Source organism: Frigoribacterium sp. Leaf415 (assembly GCF_001424645.1).
Classification (GTDB): domain Bacteria; phylum Actinomycetota; class Actinomycetes; order Actinomycetales; family Microbacteriaceae; genus Frigoribacterium.
In genome coordinates this window covers 3,083,095-3,097,512 of sequence record NZ_LMQR01000001.1, presented here as the reverse complement: position 1 = coordinate 3,097,512, position 14,418 = coordinate 3,083,095, and the positions used below count along the sequence as shown (strand labels likewise).

General features: G+C 70.3%; 18 protein-coding genes. 12 read left to right on the top strand and 6 right to left on the bottom strand.

The genetic code is table 11. The features are described from left to right. Positions 1-3 precede the first annotated feature (3 nt). On the top strand, positions 4-1,533 hold the full coding sequence (locus tag ASG28_RS14460; RefSeq protein WP_055976465.1) for a dihydrolipoamide acetyltransferase family protein: 1,530 nt from the start codon (positions 4-6) through the stop codon (positions 1,531-1,533). A 147-nt stretch (positions 1,534-1,680) separates the two neighbouring features. Continuing rightward, positions 1,681-2,412 carry a GntR family transcriptional regulator gene (locus ASG28_RS14455; RefSeq protein WP_055977751.1) on the top strand — a complete coding sequence of 244 codons (732 nt, stop codon included), beginning with the start codon at positions 1,681-1,683 and terminating at the stop codon, positions 2,410-2,412. A 45-nt stretch (positions 2,413-2,457) separates the two neighbouring features. Here the strand turns inward: ASG28_RS14455 and ASG28_RS14450 are convergent, their stop codons facing one another. The 4 genes from ASG28_RS14450 to ASG28_RS14435 all read right to left on the bottom strand — a co-directional run bounded on the left by ASG28_RS14450 (position 2,458) and on the right by ASG28_RS14435 (position 4,092). Beyond that, positions 2,458-2,919 (bottom strand): hypothetical protein, encoded by a 462-nt coding sequence (locus ASG28_RS14450; protein ID WP_055976462.1) that lies wholly within the window; start codon positions 2,917-2,919, stop codon positions 2,458-2,460. Beyond that, positions 2,916-3,338, bottom strand: a complete 423-nt coding sequence (locus tag ASG28_RS14445) for a type II toxin-antitoxin system prevent-host-death family antitoxin (RefSeq protein WP_055976454.1) — start codon at positions 3,336-3,338, stop codon at positions 2,916-2,918. The genes ASG28_RS14450 and ASG28_RS14445 overlap by 4 nt, the downstream gene beginning before the upstream one ends. Positions 3,339-3,403: 65 nt before the next feature. After that, positions 3,404-3,862, bottom strand: a complete 459-nt coding sequence (locus tag ASG28_RS14440) for a PTS sugar transporter subunit IIA (protein ID WP_055976449.1) — start codon at positions 3,860-3,862, stop codon at positions 3,404-3,406. Next, positions 3,859-4,092 carry a glucose PTS transporter subunit EIIB gene (locus tag ASG28_RS14435; protein WP_054145886.1) on the bottom strand — a complete coding sequence of 78 codons (234 nt, stop codon included), beginning with the start codon at positions 4,090-4,092 and terminating at the stop codon, positions 3,859-3,861. Before ASG28_RS14435 ends, ASG28_RS14440 begins: the two co-directional genes overlap by 4 nt. A gap of 216 nt (positions 4,093-4,308) precedes the next feature. Here ASG28_RS14435 and ASG28_RS14430 point away from each other — a divergent pair, with 216 nt between their 5' ends. From ASG28_RS14430 to ASG28_RS14385, 10 genes are all read left to right on the top strand, one after another. Beyond that, the gene (locus tag ASG28_RS14430; protein ID WP_055976446.1) at positions 4,309-5,568 is read left to right on the top strand and encodes a PTS transporter subunit EIIC; all 1,260 of its coding nucleotides are present in this window, start codon (positions 4,309-4,311) and stop codon (positions 5,566-5,568) included. Between the two features lie 153 nt (positions 5,569-5,721). Then, positions 5,722-6,717, top strand: a complete 996-nt coding sequence (locus ASG28_RS14425; RefSeq protein ID WP_055977748.1) for a metal ABC transporter solute-binding protein, Zn/Mn family — start codon at positions 5,722-5,724, stop codon at positions 6,715-6,717. Then, entirely contained in the window at positions 6,714-7,595 is an 882-nt protein-coding gene (locus ASG28_RS14420; RefSeq protein ID WP_369814179.1) for a metal ABC transporter ATP-binding protein, read from the top strand. Before ASG28_RS14425 ends, ASG28_RS14420 begins: the two co-directional genes overlap by 4 nt. After that, positions 7,592-8,482, top strand: a complete 891-nt coding sequence (locus ASG28_RS14415) for a metal ABC transporter permease (protein ID WP_055976443.1) — start codon at positions 7,592-7,594, stop codon at positions 8,480-8,482. The genes ASG28_RS14420 and ASG28_RS14415 overlap by 4 nt, the downstream gene beginning before the upstream one ends. A gap of 44 nt (positions 8,483-8,526) precedes the next feature. Beyond that, complete coding sequence (locus ASG28_RS14410) at positions 8,527-8,940, top strand: Fur family transcriptional regulator (protein ID WP_055976440.1); 414 nt, start codon at positions 8,527-8,529, stop codon at positions 8,938-8,940. Positions 8,941-9,254: 314 nt separating this feature from the next. Further along, positions 9,255-9,491, top strand: a complete 237-nt coding sequence (gene rpmB / locus ASG28_RS14405; RefSeq protein WP_043595945.1) for a 50S ribosomal protein L28 — start codon at positions 9,255-9,257, stop codon at positions 9,489-9,491. Then, a complete protein-coding gene (gene rpmG, locus ASG28_RS14400) occupies positions 9,491-9,658 on the top strand; it encodes a 50S ribosomal protein L33 (RefSeq protein ID WP_043595944.1) in 168 nt (55 codons plus the stop codon). Before rpmB ends, rpmG begins: the two co-directional genes overlap by 1 nt. Positions 9,659-9,660: 2 nt before the next feature. Then, positions 9,661-9,966 carry a 30S ribosomal protein S14 gene (gene rpsN, locus ASG28_RS14395; protein WP_043595941.1) on the top strand — a complete coding sequence of 102 codons (306 nt, stop codon included), beginning with the start codon at positions 9,661-9,663 and terminating at the stop codon, positions 9,964-9,966. A gap of 105 nt (positions 9,967-10,071) precedes the next feature. Continuing rightward, on the top strand, positions 10,072-10,359 hold the full coding sequence (locus ASG28_RS14390) for an HU family DNA-binding protein (protein WP_043595940.1): 288 nt from the start codon (positions 10,072-10,074) through the stop codon (positions 10,357-10,359). A gap of 141 nt (positions 10,360-10,500) precedes the next feature. Further along, positions 10,501-12,486 (top strand): cytochrome c oxidase assembly protein, encoded by a 1,986-nt coding sequence (locus ASG28_RS14385; protein WP_055976437.1) that lies wholly within the window; start codon positions 10,501-10,503, stop codon positions 12,484-12,486. A gap of 24 nt (positions 12,487-12,510) precedes the next feature. Here the strand turns inward: ASG28_RS14385 and ASG28_RS14380 are convergent, their stop codons facing one another. Together ASG28_RS14380 and ASG28_RS14375 are read right to left on the bottom strand one after the other, a co-directional pair. After that, a complete protein-coding gene (locus tag ASG28_RS14380; protein ID WP_055976434.1) occupies positions 12,511-13,545 on the bottom strand; it encodes an LLM class flavin-dependent oxidoreductase in 1,035 nt (344 codons plus the stop codon). Positions 13,546-13,732: 187 nt separating this feature from the next. Further along, complete coding sequence (locus ASG28_RS14375) at positions 13,733-14,395, bottom strand: HD domain-containing protein (protein WP_082454840.1); 663 nt, start codon at positions 14,393-14,395, stop codon at positions 13,733-13,735. Positions 14,396-14,418: the final 23 nt, after the last annotated feature.

Here is a 14,418-nt window from a genome sequence, read left to right as displayed (position 1 = left end):
GACATGACCAGCGAATTCACCCTGCCCGACGTCGGCGAGGGCCTGACCGAGGCCGAGATCGTCGAGTGGAAGGTCGCCCCCGGCGACAGCGTCGAGATCAACCAGGTGCTCGTCGAGATCGAGACCGCGAAGTCGCTCGTCGAGCTGCCGTCGCCCTACGCCGGCGTGGTCGAGAGCATCCTCGTCGAACCCGGCACCACGGTCGACGTCGGCACCCCGATCATCCGGGTCGGCGACTCGTCGGCACCCGCGACCCCGTCGGGTCGTGCCGCCGAGTCCGAGTCGCTCGAATCGGGCGGACTCGCGCGCACGGCGCAGGTCGTGTCGCAGAACGAAGAGGCGCTCTCGGCGCAGCGTGCCCGTCAGGCCGAACCCGCGGCACCCACCGCCGCGGCGCCGGCACAGGGCTCGATCTCTGCTGCCCCGGCCCGCTCGGCCGACGCGGTCAGTGCCGACGGCGACACCGGTTCGGTGGCGCACGCACCCGAGACCGCACCCGAGGCACCGGCCGACTCCGGTTCGGGTGCCGTGCTCGTGGGCTACGGCGCCGCGGGCGGTCACGGCGCGACCCGCCGCCGTCGTCCGTCGCAGACCGAGGTCGACGCCCGGCAGTTGCGCGTCGCCGAGCAGGCCCGGCGGCGCCCCACCACGTCGGTGCCCGCCGCCCAGGCCCTGCCGATCATCGCCAAGCCGCCGATCCGCAAGCTGGCCAAGGACCTCGAGGTCGACCTCGCCGTCGTCCAGCCGACCGGCCTGGCCGGCGAGGTCACGCGCGACGACGTCATCCGTCACGCGCAGCAGGCCAGCGTCTTCCGCAACATCGAGACGCCCGAGTGGGGCGAGGAGCGCGTCGAGCGCATCCCGGTCAAGGGCGTCCGCAAGGCCATCGCCGCCGCCATGACGTCGTCGGCGTTCACCGCCCCGCACGTCAGCCTGTTCGTCGACGTCGACGCCACCCGCACGATGGAGTTCGTCAAGCGGCTCAAGGCCTCGCCGCAGTTCGCCGGCGTCAAGGTCTCGCCGCTGCTGATCATGGCCAAGGCGATCATCTGGGCCGTGCGTCGCAACCCCATGGTCAACTCGGCCTGGACCGACCGCGAGATCCTCGTGCGGCACTTCGTCAACCTCGGCATCGCCGCGGCCACCCCGCGTGGCCTGATCGTGCCGAACGTCAAAGAGGCCCAGTCGATGAGCCTGCTCGAGTTGGCCCAGGCCCTCGAACAGCTGACGCTGACGGCGCGCGACGGCAAGACGACGCCCGCCGACATGCGCGACGGCACCATCACGATCACCAACATCGGCGTCTTCGGCATGGACACCGGCACGCCGATCCTCAACCCGGGCGAGGTCGCGATCGTGGCCCTCGGCACGATCAAGCCCAAGGCCTGGGTGGTCGACGGCGAGGTGCGCTCGCGCATGGTGACGACGATCGGGGCGAGCTTCGACCACCGCGTGGTCGACGGCGACGTCGCCAGCCGGTTCGTGGCCGACGTGGCGAGCGTCCTCGAAGAGCCGGCGCTCCTGCTCGACTGAGCCGCGCCTCCTCGTCCGTTCCTGTGAACCGCACCCTCAGCCGGGCCCTCGCCTGGCTGAGGACGGACGGCGTGGACTAACGTCGAGTGCAGGACGACCGGTCATGACCAGATGGGACCACCCTCGGGCGCGACCGACGAGGGGCCCATGACCGACCACATCACCGACGGAGCCGTGCCGAAGCACGAGCAGTTGCGCTCCATCGTGCAGCGGCTCGCGGCCGGTTCGCAGCCCGGCTCGGCGATCGCGAGCGAGCGCCAGCTCATGCTCGAGTACGGCGTCAGCCGCATCACCGTGCGCGAGGCCGTGGGGCAACTCGTGAACGAGGGCTGGTTGACCCGCGTGCGGGGCAAGGGCACCTTCGTGGCGCACCGCGTCGTGCAGTCGACGCTGCACCTCGCCTCGTTCACCGACGAGATGACCAAGCTGGGTCACGTGCCGAGCACGGTCGTGCTGGTGAAGGCCGAGACGACTCCCCCGCCCGAGACGGCTGCGGCGCTCGGACTCGAGGCCGGCGCCTCGGCGTTCCACGTCAAGCGCCTGCGCCTGGCCGACGGCGTGCCGGTCAGCATCGACGACGGCTGGTACCCCGCCGACCGCCTGCCCGGGCTGCTCGACCACGACCTGAGCCGGTCGCTGTACCGCACGCTCGACGGCGACTACGCGACGCCGATCACGCGTGCGACCCAGACGGTCAGCGCCGAGGGGGCCGACGCCGACGTCGCGACCCTGCTCGGCACGCGAGAGGGTGCCCCGGTCATGTACTTCGACCGCATCTCGTTCGCGGGCGACGTCCCGCTCGAACACGCCAAGAGCTGGTACCGCTCGGACCGCTACCGCCTGAAGATGCAGGTCGAGTCGGGCACCACCCCGATGTGACCCGGAGAGCCGTGACACGCGCTGATCCCTGCGCACGACCGGTGATCAGTCTTCGCCCGGCGCCTCGGCCTCGAGGGCCCTCGCGTGCCAGTACTCGGCCACGAGTCGCTCGGCCTCCTCGCGGCCGACCGCCGATGCCTCGACCGAGGTCAGCCCGCAACGCTCGACCAGCTCGCGCAGCAGGTACAGCGGCACCGCGTCTTCGGGGACGACGAGGCGCGGCTCACCACGGTCGGGCAGCACCCCGTCACGCACGCATCCCCAGAACACGTCGTCAGACACCTCGAGTTGGTGCGTGAGGATGTGCGACCACAGGTTCGCCCCGTAGGCGTCGCGGTTCACCGGGCGCGAGATGCGGGTGCGGAGCACCCGACCGTCGTGCAGAACGAGGTGCCACGTCTTGTGGTTACGGACCGGGGCACCCGTGGCGCCACGCACGAGGCTCCAGCTCTCGCGCACACGGAAGGAGTCGTGGTCGTCGCGGGTAGCCCGCGGGTGCTTGCTCACGCGGCGTGGTTGAGCCAGGCCAGGAGTTGCTCGTCGTCGCTCAGGGCGACGAGCTGCACGAGACCCCAGTTGTCGGAATGATTCGGGGCCGCCTGCAAGTGGTCGTTCCAGTCGGCCGCGTACTCGCGCAACGAGGCGGCGAGGTCGGCGACGGCCTCGTCGAGGTCGACGGCCTCGGCCGCGAACGGACGGCCCTCCATCACCACGGCCCAGGCGCCGTCGTCGTGGAACGCGCGGACCCCGGCGACGACCGTCCGGGCCAGGAACGACCGGAGACGCTCGGCGTCGACCACGGCCGCGACGTACGAATCACGCGACACCGTGACGGTCGCCCCGTGCTCGGACGCGTCCAACACGCGCTTGAAGTCTCGCCTCGCCTCGGAGGCAGTGGCGTACGTGGTGGGCCAGGCGAGCGTCATGTCTCGAGCGTTCCACTCCTCGACGTGTACGTCAAGTACACGATGTACAGACGGCGCCCGTCGCCTCAGAGGTCGAAGAGGGGCTCACCCGAGGCGACGGTCGTGCCGACGGCCTGCTGCGAGACACTGTCGGGGGCGCTGTCGAGCACGACGACCGGGATGACGGCCGAGTAGCCCGCCTCGGCCACGACGGCCGGGTCGAACCGGACGACGAGGTCGCCCGCCGCGACGGTCGCGCCCTCGGCGACCACGAGCTCGAAACCCGTGCCGCCGAGCCTGACCGTGTCGATGCCGACGTGCACGAGCAGGCCCGTGCCCGACTCGCCCACGACGACGAACGCGTGCGGGTGCAGCTTGACGATCTCGCCCGCGACGGGCGAGACGACGGCGACCAGGCCACCGGCAGGAGGCGCGCTCGGCTCGACCGCGACGCCCGCGCCCACGAGCTGCCCCGCGAACACGGCGTCGGGCACCTCGGCGAGCGCCGTCACCCGGCCGGCGACGGGCGAGACGACCGTGGTCACGGCAGCAGGTCGTTGATGTCTTCGGCGAGCGAGTCGGCGATCGTGCCGACGATCACCTGGACGCTGCCGCCCGCGTGGACGACGGCGGTCGCTCCCGCGGCCTTGAGGGCGGCGTCGTCGACGAGCGAGATGTCCCGCACGTCGGTGCGGAGGCGCGTGATGCAGCCCTCGATCTCCTCGATGTTGTCGGCGCCGCCGAGTCCGTCGATCATGGCCTGTGCTTTCGACATGAGCTGTTCTCCTCCGTGGGTCGGTCGCTCGCGGTGACGAGGGGGTCGTCCTAGTTGACACCACCCGTCGGTCTGAGGAAACTACCACTCACTGGTCATGACCGGACAGGACCGGGTGGACTCCGCACTCGACGCGACCCGCGCCTCCCGAACCGCCTCCACCCGCACCACACCCACCCCCGCACCACGGCTGCTCACCGACGAGAGGATCACCTGATGACGACGACGACCGAGTCGGCCCCGACCAAGAAGAGGGGCTCGGCCGCGTTCGCGGTGCTGCAGCGCCTCGGGCGCAGCCTCATGCTGCCGATCGCCGTGCTGCCCGCCGCGGGCATCCTGCTGCGACTCGGGCAGGCCGACCTGCTCGGGGCGATCCCGGGCTTCGAGACCGGCGCCTCGGTGATCGGGGCGGCCGGGCAGGCGGTCTTCACCTGGCTGCCGCTGATCTTCGCGGTCGGCATCGCGATCGGCTGGGCGAAGAAATCGGACGGCTCGACGGCCCTCGCCGCGGTCGTCGGCTACATGGTCATCGACGGCGTCTTCAAGGCCATGTCCCCGGTCGTGCTCGCCGGTCGCGAGACCCCGACGGGCGACCCCGAGGTCATCAACTACGGCGTGCTGGCCGGCATCGTGATGGGCATCCTGTCGGCGATCATCTGGCAGCGGTTCCACCGGACGAAGCTGCCCGACTTCCTCGGCTTCTTCTCGGGCCGCCGCATGGTGCCGATCCTCACGGCCGTCACCGGCCTGGTCGTCGGCGTGATCATGTCGTTCATCTACCCGTTGTTCAACAACGCCCTCACCGGCATCGGCCAGGCCGTGGCGTCGAACGACGTGGTCGGCAGCGGCGTCTACGGCGTCGCCAACCGCCTGCTGATCCCCACGGGCCTGCACCACATCCTCAACTCGGTCGTCTGGTTCCTGGTCGGCGACTACACCAACGCGAGCGGCGAGGTCGTGCGCGGCGACCTGTACCGCTTCTTCGCCGGCGACCCGAGCGCCGGCGTGTTCATGACCGGGTTCTTCCCGATCTTCATGTTCGCCCTGCCCGCGGCGGCCCTGGCCATCTGGCGTCACGCCCGCCCCGAGAAGAAGAAGCTGATCGGCGGCATCATGCTGTCGACGGCGCTGACCGCGTTCATCACGGGCATCACCGAGCCGCTCGAGTTCTCGTTCATGTTCGTCGCCTGGCCGCTGTACGTGATCCACGCGGTGCTGACCGGCACGTCGATGATGCTGGTCAACGCGCTCGACATCCACACCGGGTTCACCTTCTCGGCGGGGTTGATCGACTACGTGCTGAACTTCAACATCTCGCAGAACTCGATCTGGCTGATCCCGATCGGGCTCGGCTACGCGGTCGTCTACTACGTCCTGTTCAGCTTCGTGATCAAGAAATGGAACCTCAAGACGCCCGGGCGCGAGGACGACGACGCCGCCGGTGCCGAGTCCGTCGAGGCCGCCACGAAGGCCTAGGCCCCGCGAGACCCCAGGAAGTGTCCGAGACCCCCGTGCGCGCACGGGGGTCTCGGCGCATTCCTGGGGTCTCCGCGAGGCGAGGAGGCGCGCTCGGTCGACCCGCGCCTCCTCGTTTTGACAATCATTATCAGTAGCAATAGCGTGGCCGGCATGAAGATGCGCTCGCTGCCGACCCTGCTCGTCCTGCCCGCCGCCGCGGCCCTCGTGCTGAGCGGTTGCGCCACGGGCGCCTCCGGCTCGGGCTCGACCGACTCCGCCGACGGAGGCGCGATCTCGGTGGTCACGTCGACCAACGTCTACGGCGACATCGCGAAGACCGTCGGAGGCGACCTGGTCGACGTCACGAGCATCATCAGCGACCCCTCGCAGGACCCGCACTCGTACGAGGCCGACGCCCGCACGCAGCTGGCCGTCTCGAAGGCCGACGTGGTGGTGGAGAACGGCGGCGGCTACGACTCGTTCGTCGACACGATGGTCGACGCGAGCGGCACCGACGCCACCGTGGTCGACGCGGTCGACGTCTCGGGGCTCGACCCCGAGGCCGGGCACGACGACCACACCGACGAGGCCACCGGCGACGCGACCGCAGAGGCCGACGAGCACGCCGACCACGACCACGCCGCGTTCAACGAGCACGTGTTCTACAGCCTGCCGAGCATGGCGAAGCTCGCCACGGCCCTGGCCGACGAGTTCGGCCGCGTCGACACGGCGAATGCCGACACCTTCTCCGCGAACGCCGAGGCCTTCGGCACGAAGATCGCCGACCTGGAGGCGCAGGCCGCGTCGATCAAGACGGCCCACGACGGCGACCCGGTCGCCTACACCGAGCCCGTTCCCGGCTACCTCTTCGACGCCATGGGCCTGGTCAACGTGACGCCGGCCGAGTTCTCCGAGGCCATCGAGGAGGGCGACGACGTCTCGCCCGCCGTGCTCAACGAGACCCTGAAGCTCTTCACCGACGGGAAGGTCGACCTGCTCGCCTACAACGAGCAGACCTCGAGCCCCGAGACCGAGCAGGTCGAGAAGGCCGCGACCGACGCCGGCGTCGCCATCGTGCCGGTCACCGAGCTGCTGCCCGAGGGGGAAGACTACGTGGCATGGCAACAGAGCAACATCGACGCGATCTCGGAGGCGCTCGGCAAGTGACCGACCCGTCCGGCGCGACCTCCGTCGCCGCCGCCACCCGCGCCTCCTCGGCCGGTGGCGGCGGCGACGCCGTGCTGCGCCTCCGCGACGCCGGGGTCTCGTTCGGCGCCCGCACGCTCTGGTCGGGGCTCGACCTCGACGTGCGGCCGGGCGAGTTCATCGCGGTGCTCGGGCCGAACGGCGCGGGCAAGACGACGATGCTGCGCACGATCCTCGGCCAGCAGCAGCTGACCGAGGGCAGCATCGAGTTCCTCGGCCGACCGGTCGGGCGCGGCCACCGCCGCATCGGCTACGTGCCGCAGCAACGACTGATGGAGTCCGGCACCCCGCTGCGCGCCCGCGACATGATCGCGCTCGGCGTCACGGGCCACCGCTGGGGGCCGCGCCGCGAGTCGGCCGCCGAACGGGCCCGCATCGACGCCCTGGTCGACGACGTCGGCGCCACGTCGTTCGCGACCTCGCCGGTCGCCAGCCTCAGCGGCGGCGAGCAACAGCGCACGCGGGTCGGCCAGGCCCTGGCCGCCGAACCGGCCCTGCTGCTCTGCGACGAACCCCTCATCTCGCTCGACCTCCGCCACCAGCGCGAGGTCACCCGGCTGATCGACGAGCAGCGGCGGGCCCGCAACGCCGCGGTCGTGTTCGTGACGCACGACGTCAACCCCATCCTCGACGTCGTCGACCGGGTGCTCTACCTCGCCGGCGGCCGGTTCCGCATCGGCACGCCCGACGAGGTGCTGCGCGCCGACGTGCTGAGCGACCTCTACGGCACCCCGGTCGACGTGATCCGCACCATGGGTCGCATCGTGATCGTCGGCAGCCACGACGGCCACGACCACCACGTCGACGAGCACCACGACGACGAAGGGCTCGTCCGATGACCGACCTGTGGTCGCAGCTGTTCAGCTTCCAGGACTTCGGCGAGCTGCTCGTGCTGGTCCGGAACAGCGTCATCGCGGGCGCGGTGCTCGGCCTGGTGGGTGGCCTGATCGGCCCGTTCGTCATCACGCGCAACATGCCCTTCGCGGTGCACGGCATCAGCGAACTCTCCTTCGCCGGCGCCGCCGCCGCCCTGCTGCTCGGCGTCGACGTGGTCAGCGGTTCGCTCGTCGGCAGCCTGCTCGCGGCCCTGCTGATCGGACTGCTGGGCACCCGGGCGCGCGAGCGCAACTCGATCATCGCGGTGCTCATGCCGTTCGGCCTGGGCCTCGGCATCCTCTTCCTGGCGCTCTACCGGGGGCGGTCGGCCAACAAGTTCGGGCTGCTGACCGGCCAGATCGTGTCGGTCGACAACCCGCAGCTGGGCTGGCTGGTCGCCATCTCAGCCGTCGTCATCGTCACGTTGATCGTGATCTGGCGTCCGCTGACCTTCGCCAGCGTCGACCCCGACGTCGCCGCGGCGGCCGGCGTGCCCGTGCGCACGCTCGGCATCGTGTTCATGCTCGTGCTCGGCCTGTCGGTCGCCGTGTCGGTGCAGATCATCGGTGCACTGCTCGTCCTCTCGCTGCTCGTGACGCCCGCCGCGGCCGCGCTGAGGTTGACCGTGAACCCCCGACTCGTGCCCGTGCTCAGCGTGACGTTCGCCGTCGTCTCGGTCGTCGGCGGCATCCTGCTCGCCCTCGGCGGCGGCCTGCCGATCAGCCCCTACGTCACGACGATCTCGTTCACGATCTGGCTCGTCTGCCGTCTGGTCAGCTGGCGTCGCACGACCGCCGCCGGGAAGCCGCGCAGGGGTCCGCGGGTACCCTTGGCCTCGACCGGGGTCTGACACACACTCCCGGGTCTGACGGGACAGAGAGGCAGGACGACGTGGTGGTCCGACGCAACACGTGGCAACGCGAGGCCGTGCGAGAAGCACTCGGCACGAGCGAGGGGTTCGTCAGCGCCCAGGCGCTGCACGCCCACCTGCGCGAGACCGGCATCGGCCTGGCCACGGTCTACCGGGCCCTCGCCGACCTCGCCGCCGACGGCTCCGCCGACTCGCTGCAACAAGAGGGCGAGAGTCTCTACCGCGCCTGCACCCCGGGCACGCACCACCACCACCTCATCTGCCGCAACTGCGGCACCACCGTCGAGATCGAGGCCGACGAGGTCGAGACCTGGGCCCAGCACGTCGCCGCGACACACGGGTTCACCGAGGCGCAGCACGTGGTCGACGTGTTCGGCCTGTGCCCGGCGTGCACGGCCGAGGCCCGTGCGGCCGCCGACGCCTCCGCGATCAGCTGAGCCGCGCCTCCTCGATCCGCCGAGCCGCGCCTCCTCGATCCGCCGAGCCGCGCCTCCTCGATCCGCCGAGCCGCGCCTCCTCGATCCGCCGAGCCGCGCCTCCGCGTCCCCGATCCGTCATGCCGAGGAGGCGCGGGTTGCGTGGGTCCGGGCGTGTCGCGTAAGCTCTCCCTTTGGTTGGGCGCTCTCTGCGCCCATGTGCACCGCCCCCCGGCACCATCGCCCGATCCTTCGATCGGGCAAGGGGGACCGGCGCGCCGACAAGTGACCTTGGGTGAGGGCTCCGGCCCTCACGGTATCTACGGAGGAAAACCATGGCAGCAACCTGCCAGGTGACCGGAGCCGTTCCCGGCTTCGGACACAACATCTCGCACTCGCACCGACGCACCAAGCGTCGTTTCGACCCGAACATCCAGAAGAAGACGTACTACGTGCCGTCGCTTCGTCGTAACGTGACGCTGCAGCTCAGCGCCAAGGGCATCAAGGTCATCGACGCTCGTGGCATCGAGTCGGTCGTCAAGGACCTGCTCGCTCGTGGGGAGAAGATCTAATGGCTCGTCAACAGGACGTCCGTCCCATCATCAAGCTCCGCTCGACGGCGGGCACCGGTTTCACGTACGTGACCAAGAAGAACCGTCGCAACAACCCCGACCGTCTCGTGCTGAAGAAGTACGACCCGGTGATTCGCAAGCACGTCGAATTCCGCGAGGAGCGCTAAAAATGGCCAAGAAGAGCATGATCGCCAAGAACAACCAGCGCGCCGAGATCGTGGCCCGCTACGCCGAGAAGCGTCTCGAGCTGAAGAAGGCCCTGATCGACCCGAACGGTTCCGACGAGAGCCGCGAGGCCGCTCGCCTCGGTCTGCAGAAGCTGCCGCGCAACGCGTCGCCGGTCCGCCTCCGCAACCGCGACTCGGTCGACGGCCGCCCCCGCGGTCACCTCAAGGCCTACGGCATCAGCCGCGTGCGTTTCCGCGACATGGCCCACCGTGGCGAGTTGCCGGGCATCACGAAGTCTTCCTGGTAGGTTTCAACCGGTTCCACAGGGCCCTCGGCTCTCTGGTCTCGATCGCACAGGCATGGTGAACGCCGTGTCTCGTCACACCGAATGAAGTCCGAGGAGGACATTTACATGGCTGACAAGTCACTGAACCGTACCGAGCTCGTCGCAGCTGTCGCATCCGAGTCCGGCCAGAGCCAGGCCGCCGTCAGCGGCGTCGTCGACGCGTTCTTCTCCGTCGTCTCGAAGTCGGTCGCCGACGGCACGAAGGTCACCATCCCCGGGTGGATCGCCTTCGAGAAGACGCACCGCGCCGCTCGCACCGGCCGCAACCCGCAGACGGGTGAGGCCCTCGAGATCGCCGCCAGCGACAGCGTCAAGGTCAGCGCCGGCAGCAAGCTCAAGGCTGCCGTCAAGTAGTCCTCGCTCTCACGAGCACCCGAGAAGGGGCGTGACGACCATCGGTCGTCCCGCCCCTTCTCTCGTTCCGATCACTCGACGTCGAGCGACGCCCCTCACCCCCGCCTGTTCACCAGGCGATCCGACTTACCCTGGTAGACGATGCCCAGACTCGCTCGTACCACGGCGCCCGCACTGCTCGTGCTGGTGGCGTTCGCGTCCCTCCTCGCCGCGCTGAAGTTCGGCGGGGCGGCCGACGCGCCCCTCGTCGTCGACCCCGGCGAGGTCGTGCGCTACGGCCTGCCCATGGCCAAGATGCTGGGCAACATCGGCGCGGCCCTCACCATCGGCACGCTCTTCCTGACCTGCTTCGCGCTCACCCGACGCGAGGCCGAGTACGACCGCGCCATGGACGTCGCCGCGGCCGCCGCCGGCTTCTGGGCCGTCGCCTCGGCGATCACCACCTTCTTCACCTTCCTCAGCGTCGCCAACGTCCCGGTCACCTTCGACGACCAGTTCGGGCGGACGCTCGCGTTCTTCCTGACGAACACCGAGCTCGGCACCGCCTGGCTCATCACGACGCTGATCGCGGCGACCGTCACGGTGCTCTGCTTCATCGTCCGCAACATCTGGTTGATCGTCGCCGTCACGGTGCTCGCCGCGGGCGGGCTCATCCCCATCGCCGAGCAGGGCCACGCGGCCGGCACGAGCGGGCACGACGCCGCCGTCACCGACCTCGCCCTGCACCTGGTCGGGGCCTCGGTCTGGCTGGGCGGCCTGCTCGCCATCGTGCTGCTGCGCGGCCACCTCTCGAGCGGCCGGCTGGCGGTCGTGCTCGCCCGCTACTCGAGCGTGGCCATCGTCTGCTTCGTGGTCGTCGCGGTGTCGGGCATCGGCAGCGCCGCGATCCGCATCGGCGACTGGTCGGCCCTGACGTCGGGCTACGGCGTGCTCGTGCTGGTCAAGACGTTCGCCCTCGTCGCGCTGGGCCTGTTCGGCGTCGTGCAGCGCCGCTGGCTCGTCGGCCGCCTCGCGACCCACCCCAAGGCGACGGCGAAGCTCTTCTGGTGGTTCGTCACCGCCGAGCTCGCGTTCATGGGGCTCGCGTCGGGCGTCGCGGCCGCCCTCGCCCGGACGGCCACCCCGGTCGAGCAGGTCGCCGCGACCGACCTCGCCGATCCGACCGCCGCGGTCATCCTCACCGAAGAGGCACTGCCACCCGAGCTGACGCCCCTGCGCTACCTCACCGAGTGGAACGTCGACCTGCTCTGGGGCCTGCTCTGCGCCTTCGGCATCTTCTTCTACCTGGCCGGCGTCGTTCGCCTGCACCGCCGCGGCGACCGCTGGCCGGTCGGCCGGACCGTCTCGTGGGTGGCGGGCCTCCTCGTGCTGTTCTACATCACCTGCGGCGCCCCGAACGTCTACGAGGAGTACCTCTTCAGCACGCACATGCTCGCGCACATGGCGCTGGGCATGCTCGTGCCCGTGCTGCTGGTGCCCGGCGCCCCGGTCACGCTCGCGCTGCGCACCATCAAGAAGCGCAGCGACGGCACGCGGGGCGGGCGTGAGTGGATCATGATCCTGGTGCACTCGCGGTTCGCGACGTTCGTCAGCAACCCGATCGTCGCCGCCGTGCTGTTCGCGGGCTCGCTGTGGGCGTTCTACTACACGCCGTTGTTCAGCTGGGCGACGACCACGCACATCGGCCACTACTGGATGATCGTGCACTTCCTGATCACCGGCTACCTCTTCGTGCAGTCCATGATCGGCATCGACCCGGTCAAGGGTCGACTCCCCTACCCCGCCCGGCTCGTCGTGCTGCTCGGGACCATGGCGTTCCACGCGTTCTTCGGCCTGGGCATCATGAGCGCCACGGGGCTCTTCCTGGCCGACTGGTACGGCGCCATGGGTCGCACCTGGGGGCCGACCCCGATGCAGGACCAGTACGTCGCCGGCGGCATCGCCTGGAGCGTCGGCGAGATCCCGACGATCGTCATGGCCATCGCGGTGGCGATCATGTGGAGCCGCAGCGACGGTCGAGAGGCCGTCCGCAAGGACCGCCAGGCCGAGCGCGACGACGACGCCGAGCTCAGGGCGTACAACGAGCAGCTCGAGGCGCTGGCGCACCAGCGCGAGCGCACCCGCTGACGCCCCGAGGAGGCGCGGGTCGGATCAGGCGAGCATCTCGCGCACCAGCGGCACGACCTTCGTGCCATACAGCTCGATGCTGCGCATCATGAGCTCGTGCGGCAGGCGGCCCATGCTGTACCGCATGTCGAAGCGCGTCGCGCCGAGCAGGCGCATGTTCTGCGCGATCTTCGTGGCCACGGTCTCGGGCGAGCCCACGTAGAGCGCACCGGTCGAGCTGGCGCTGGCCTCGTACTGCGCGCGGCTGTAGGGCGGCCAGCCGCGTTCGCGACCGAGCTGGTTCGTCTGCTCCTCTTGGTACGGGAACAGCGCCTCCTTGGCTTCGGCGTCGGTCTCGGCCACGAAACCGGGCGAGTGCATCGCGATCGGCTGCGAGTCGTGGCCGAACTCGCCGAGGGCACGTCGGTAGAGGTCGGCGTAGGGCGCGAACTGGGCGGGCTGGCCGCCGATGATCGCGAGGAAGAGCGGGAAGCCGTAGTGCGCGGCGCGGATGACCGACTGCGGCGATCCGCCGACGCCGACCCAGGTGCGGATCGAGCCGCCCTCGGTCTTGGGGTAGACCTCTTGCGCGTCGAGACCGGCCCGGACGGTGCCCGACCAGGTCGTCGGGCCCTCCTTCAGCAGTTCGGCGAAGAGCTGGATCTTCTCCTCGAAGAGCACCTCGTAGTCCTGCAGGTCGAGGCCGAAGAGCGGGAACGACTCGGTGAACGAGCCGCGGCCGAGGATGACCTCGGCGCGACCGTTCGAGATGGCGTCGACCGTGGCGAACCGCTGGAACACGCGCACGGGGTCGTCCGAGCTGAGGACGGTGACGGCCGAGCCCAGGCGGATCGTCTCGGTGCGGGCGGCGATCGCGGCGAGCACGACCTCGGGGGCCGAGACGGCGAAGTCCTTGCGGTGGTGCTCGCCGACGCCGATGAAGTCGAGGCCCACCTGATCGGCCAGGACGGCCTGCTCCACCAGGTTGCGGATGGCCTGGGCGTGCGTGACCGGGCTGCCGTCGAGGCGGTCGGTGATGTCGCCGAAGGTGTCGAGGCCGAACTCGAGGGGGTGTGCCATGCGGGTGCTCTCCAAATTCATACGTTTGCATCATTCTAACCGATGGAGAGCGATCGCGGGAGGGGGCCGGGCCGGTGGCCGGCCGGATCGACGCACAGTAGCGTCGAACCACCGATATGGCGTCGAACCACCGACTTGCGTGGTTCGACGCCACATCGGTGGTTCGATTTGAGCGCGCCAGAGGCCGTCAGAGGCGGTCGAGCGGGTTCGCGGCGATGCGGTCGCGCATGCCGCTCCGGATCGTCCGGCCGGCCTCGGACCCGGGCTTCCGGTGCGCCTGCGCCGACATCAGCCCGCCGAACTCGACGCCGAAGCCGTCGCGCGGGACCCGCTCGACGAGGGCGCCGACGAGCTCGGTCGGCCAGTCGTCGCCGCCCACCCCCGACACGTCGAGGCTCGTCGCGCGTTCGAGCAGGTGCCCCTCGACGTCGAGGCCGGGCGAGACCGCGGGCCACATGTGCCGCACGATGACGTCGACCACCCGTTGCGACCGGTCGGCCGACCACCCCGCCCCGGTCGCGAACACGCGGGCGACCTCTCCGCCGGCCCGCTCGAAGGGCTCGGCGTGGCTGTCGAACGGGCCGGCCAGTCCGACGTCGTGCAGCGCCGCAGCCACGAACAGCAGCTCGTGGTCGAACTCGAGCCCCTCGCGTCGACCCAGGGCCACGGCGAGCGCCGCCGAGCGTCGGCTGTGCGCGAGGAGGGCCGAGCTCGACACGACGGCGGCCGCCTCGAGGGCGCGGGCGGCCACGGGCGTAGGAGGCGCGAGCAGGTCGTCGAGGACGGCGGCGGTCGGTCGGGGCTCGGCGGTCGGTCGGGGCTCGGCGGTCGGTCGGGGCTCGGCGGTCATGGCAGGAACTCTACGAGTGGACA

Bases quoted from the DNA above. Each gene is read 5' to 3' on its own strand.
- ASG28_RS14460 (WP_055976465.1), top strand. From the start codon at position 4: ATGACCAGCGAATTCACCCTGCCCGACGTCGGCGAGGGCCTGACCGAG.
- ASG28_RS14375 (WP_082454840.1), bottom strand. From the start codon at position 14,395: ATGACCGCCGAGCCCCGACCGACCGCCGAGCCCCGACCGACCGCCGAG.
- ASG28_RS14415 (WP_055976443.1), top strand. From the start codon at position 7,592: ATGACCGACCTGTGGTCGCAGCTGTTCAGCTTCCAGGACTTCGGCGAG.
- ASG28_RS14385 (WP_055976437.1), top strand. From the start codon at position 10,501: ATGCCCAGACTCGCTCGTACCACGGCGCCCGCACTGCTCGTGCTGGTG.
- ASG28_RS14430 (WP_055976446.1), top strand. From the start codon at position 4,309: ATGACGACGACGACCGAGTCGGCCCCGACCAAGAAGAGGGGCTCGGCC.
- ASG28_RS14380 (WP_055976434.1), bottom strand. From the start codon at position 13,545: ATGGCACACCCCCTCGAGTTCGGCCTCGACACCTTCGGCGACATCACC.
- ASG28_RS14455 (WP_055977751.1), top strand. From the start codon at position 1,681: ATGACCGACCACATCACCGACGGAGCCGTGCCGAAGCACGAGCAGTTG.
- ASG28_RS14390 (WP_043595940.1), top strand. From the start codon at position 10,072: ATGGCTGACAAGTCACTGAACCGTACCGAGCTCGTCGCAGCTGTCGCA.
- ASG28_RS14435 (WP_054145886.1), bottom strand. From the start codon at position 4,092: ATGTCGAAAGCACAGGCCATGATCGACGGACTCGGCGGCGCCGACAAC.
- ASG28_RS14425 (WP_055977748.1), top strand. From the start codon at position 5,722: ATGAAGATGCGCTCGCTGCCGACCCTGCTCGTCCTGCCCGCCGCCGCG.
- ASG28_RS14445 (WP_055976454.1), bottom strand. From the start codon at position 3,338: ATGACGCTCGCCTGGCCCACCACGTACGCCACTGCCTCCGAGGCGAGG.
- rpmG (WP_043595944.1), top strand. From the start codon at position 9,491: ATGGCTCGTCAACAGGACGTCCGTCCCATCATCAAGCTCCGCTCGACG.
- rpmB (WP_043595945.1), top strand. From the start codon at position 9,255: ATGGCAGCAACCTGCCAGGTGACCGGAGCCGTTCCCGGCTTCGGACAC.
- rpsN (WP_043595941.1), top strand. From the start codon at position 9,661: ATGGCCAAGAAGAGCATGATCGCCAAGAACAACCAGCGCGCCGAGATC.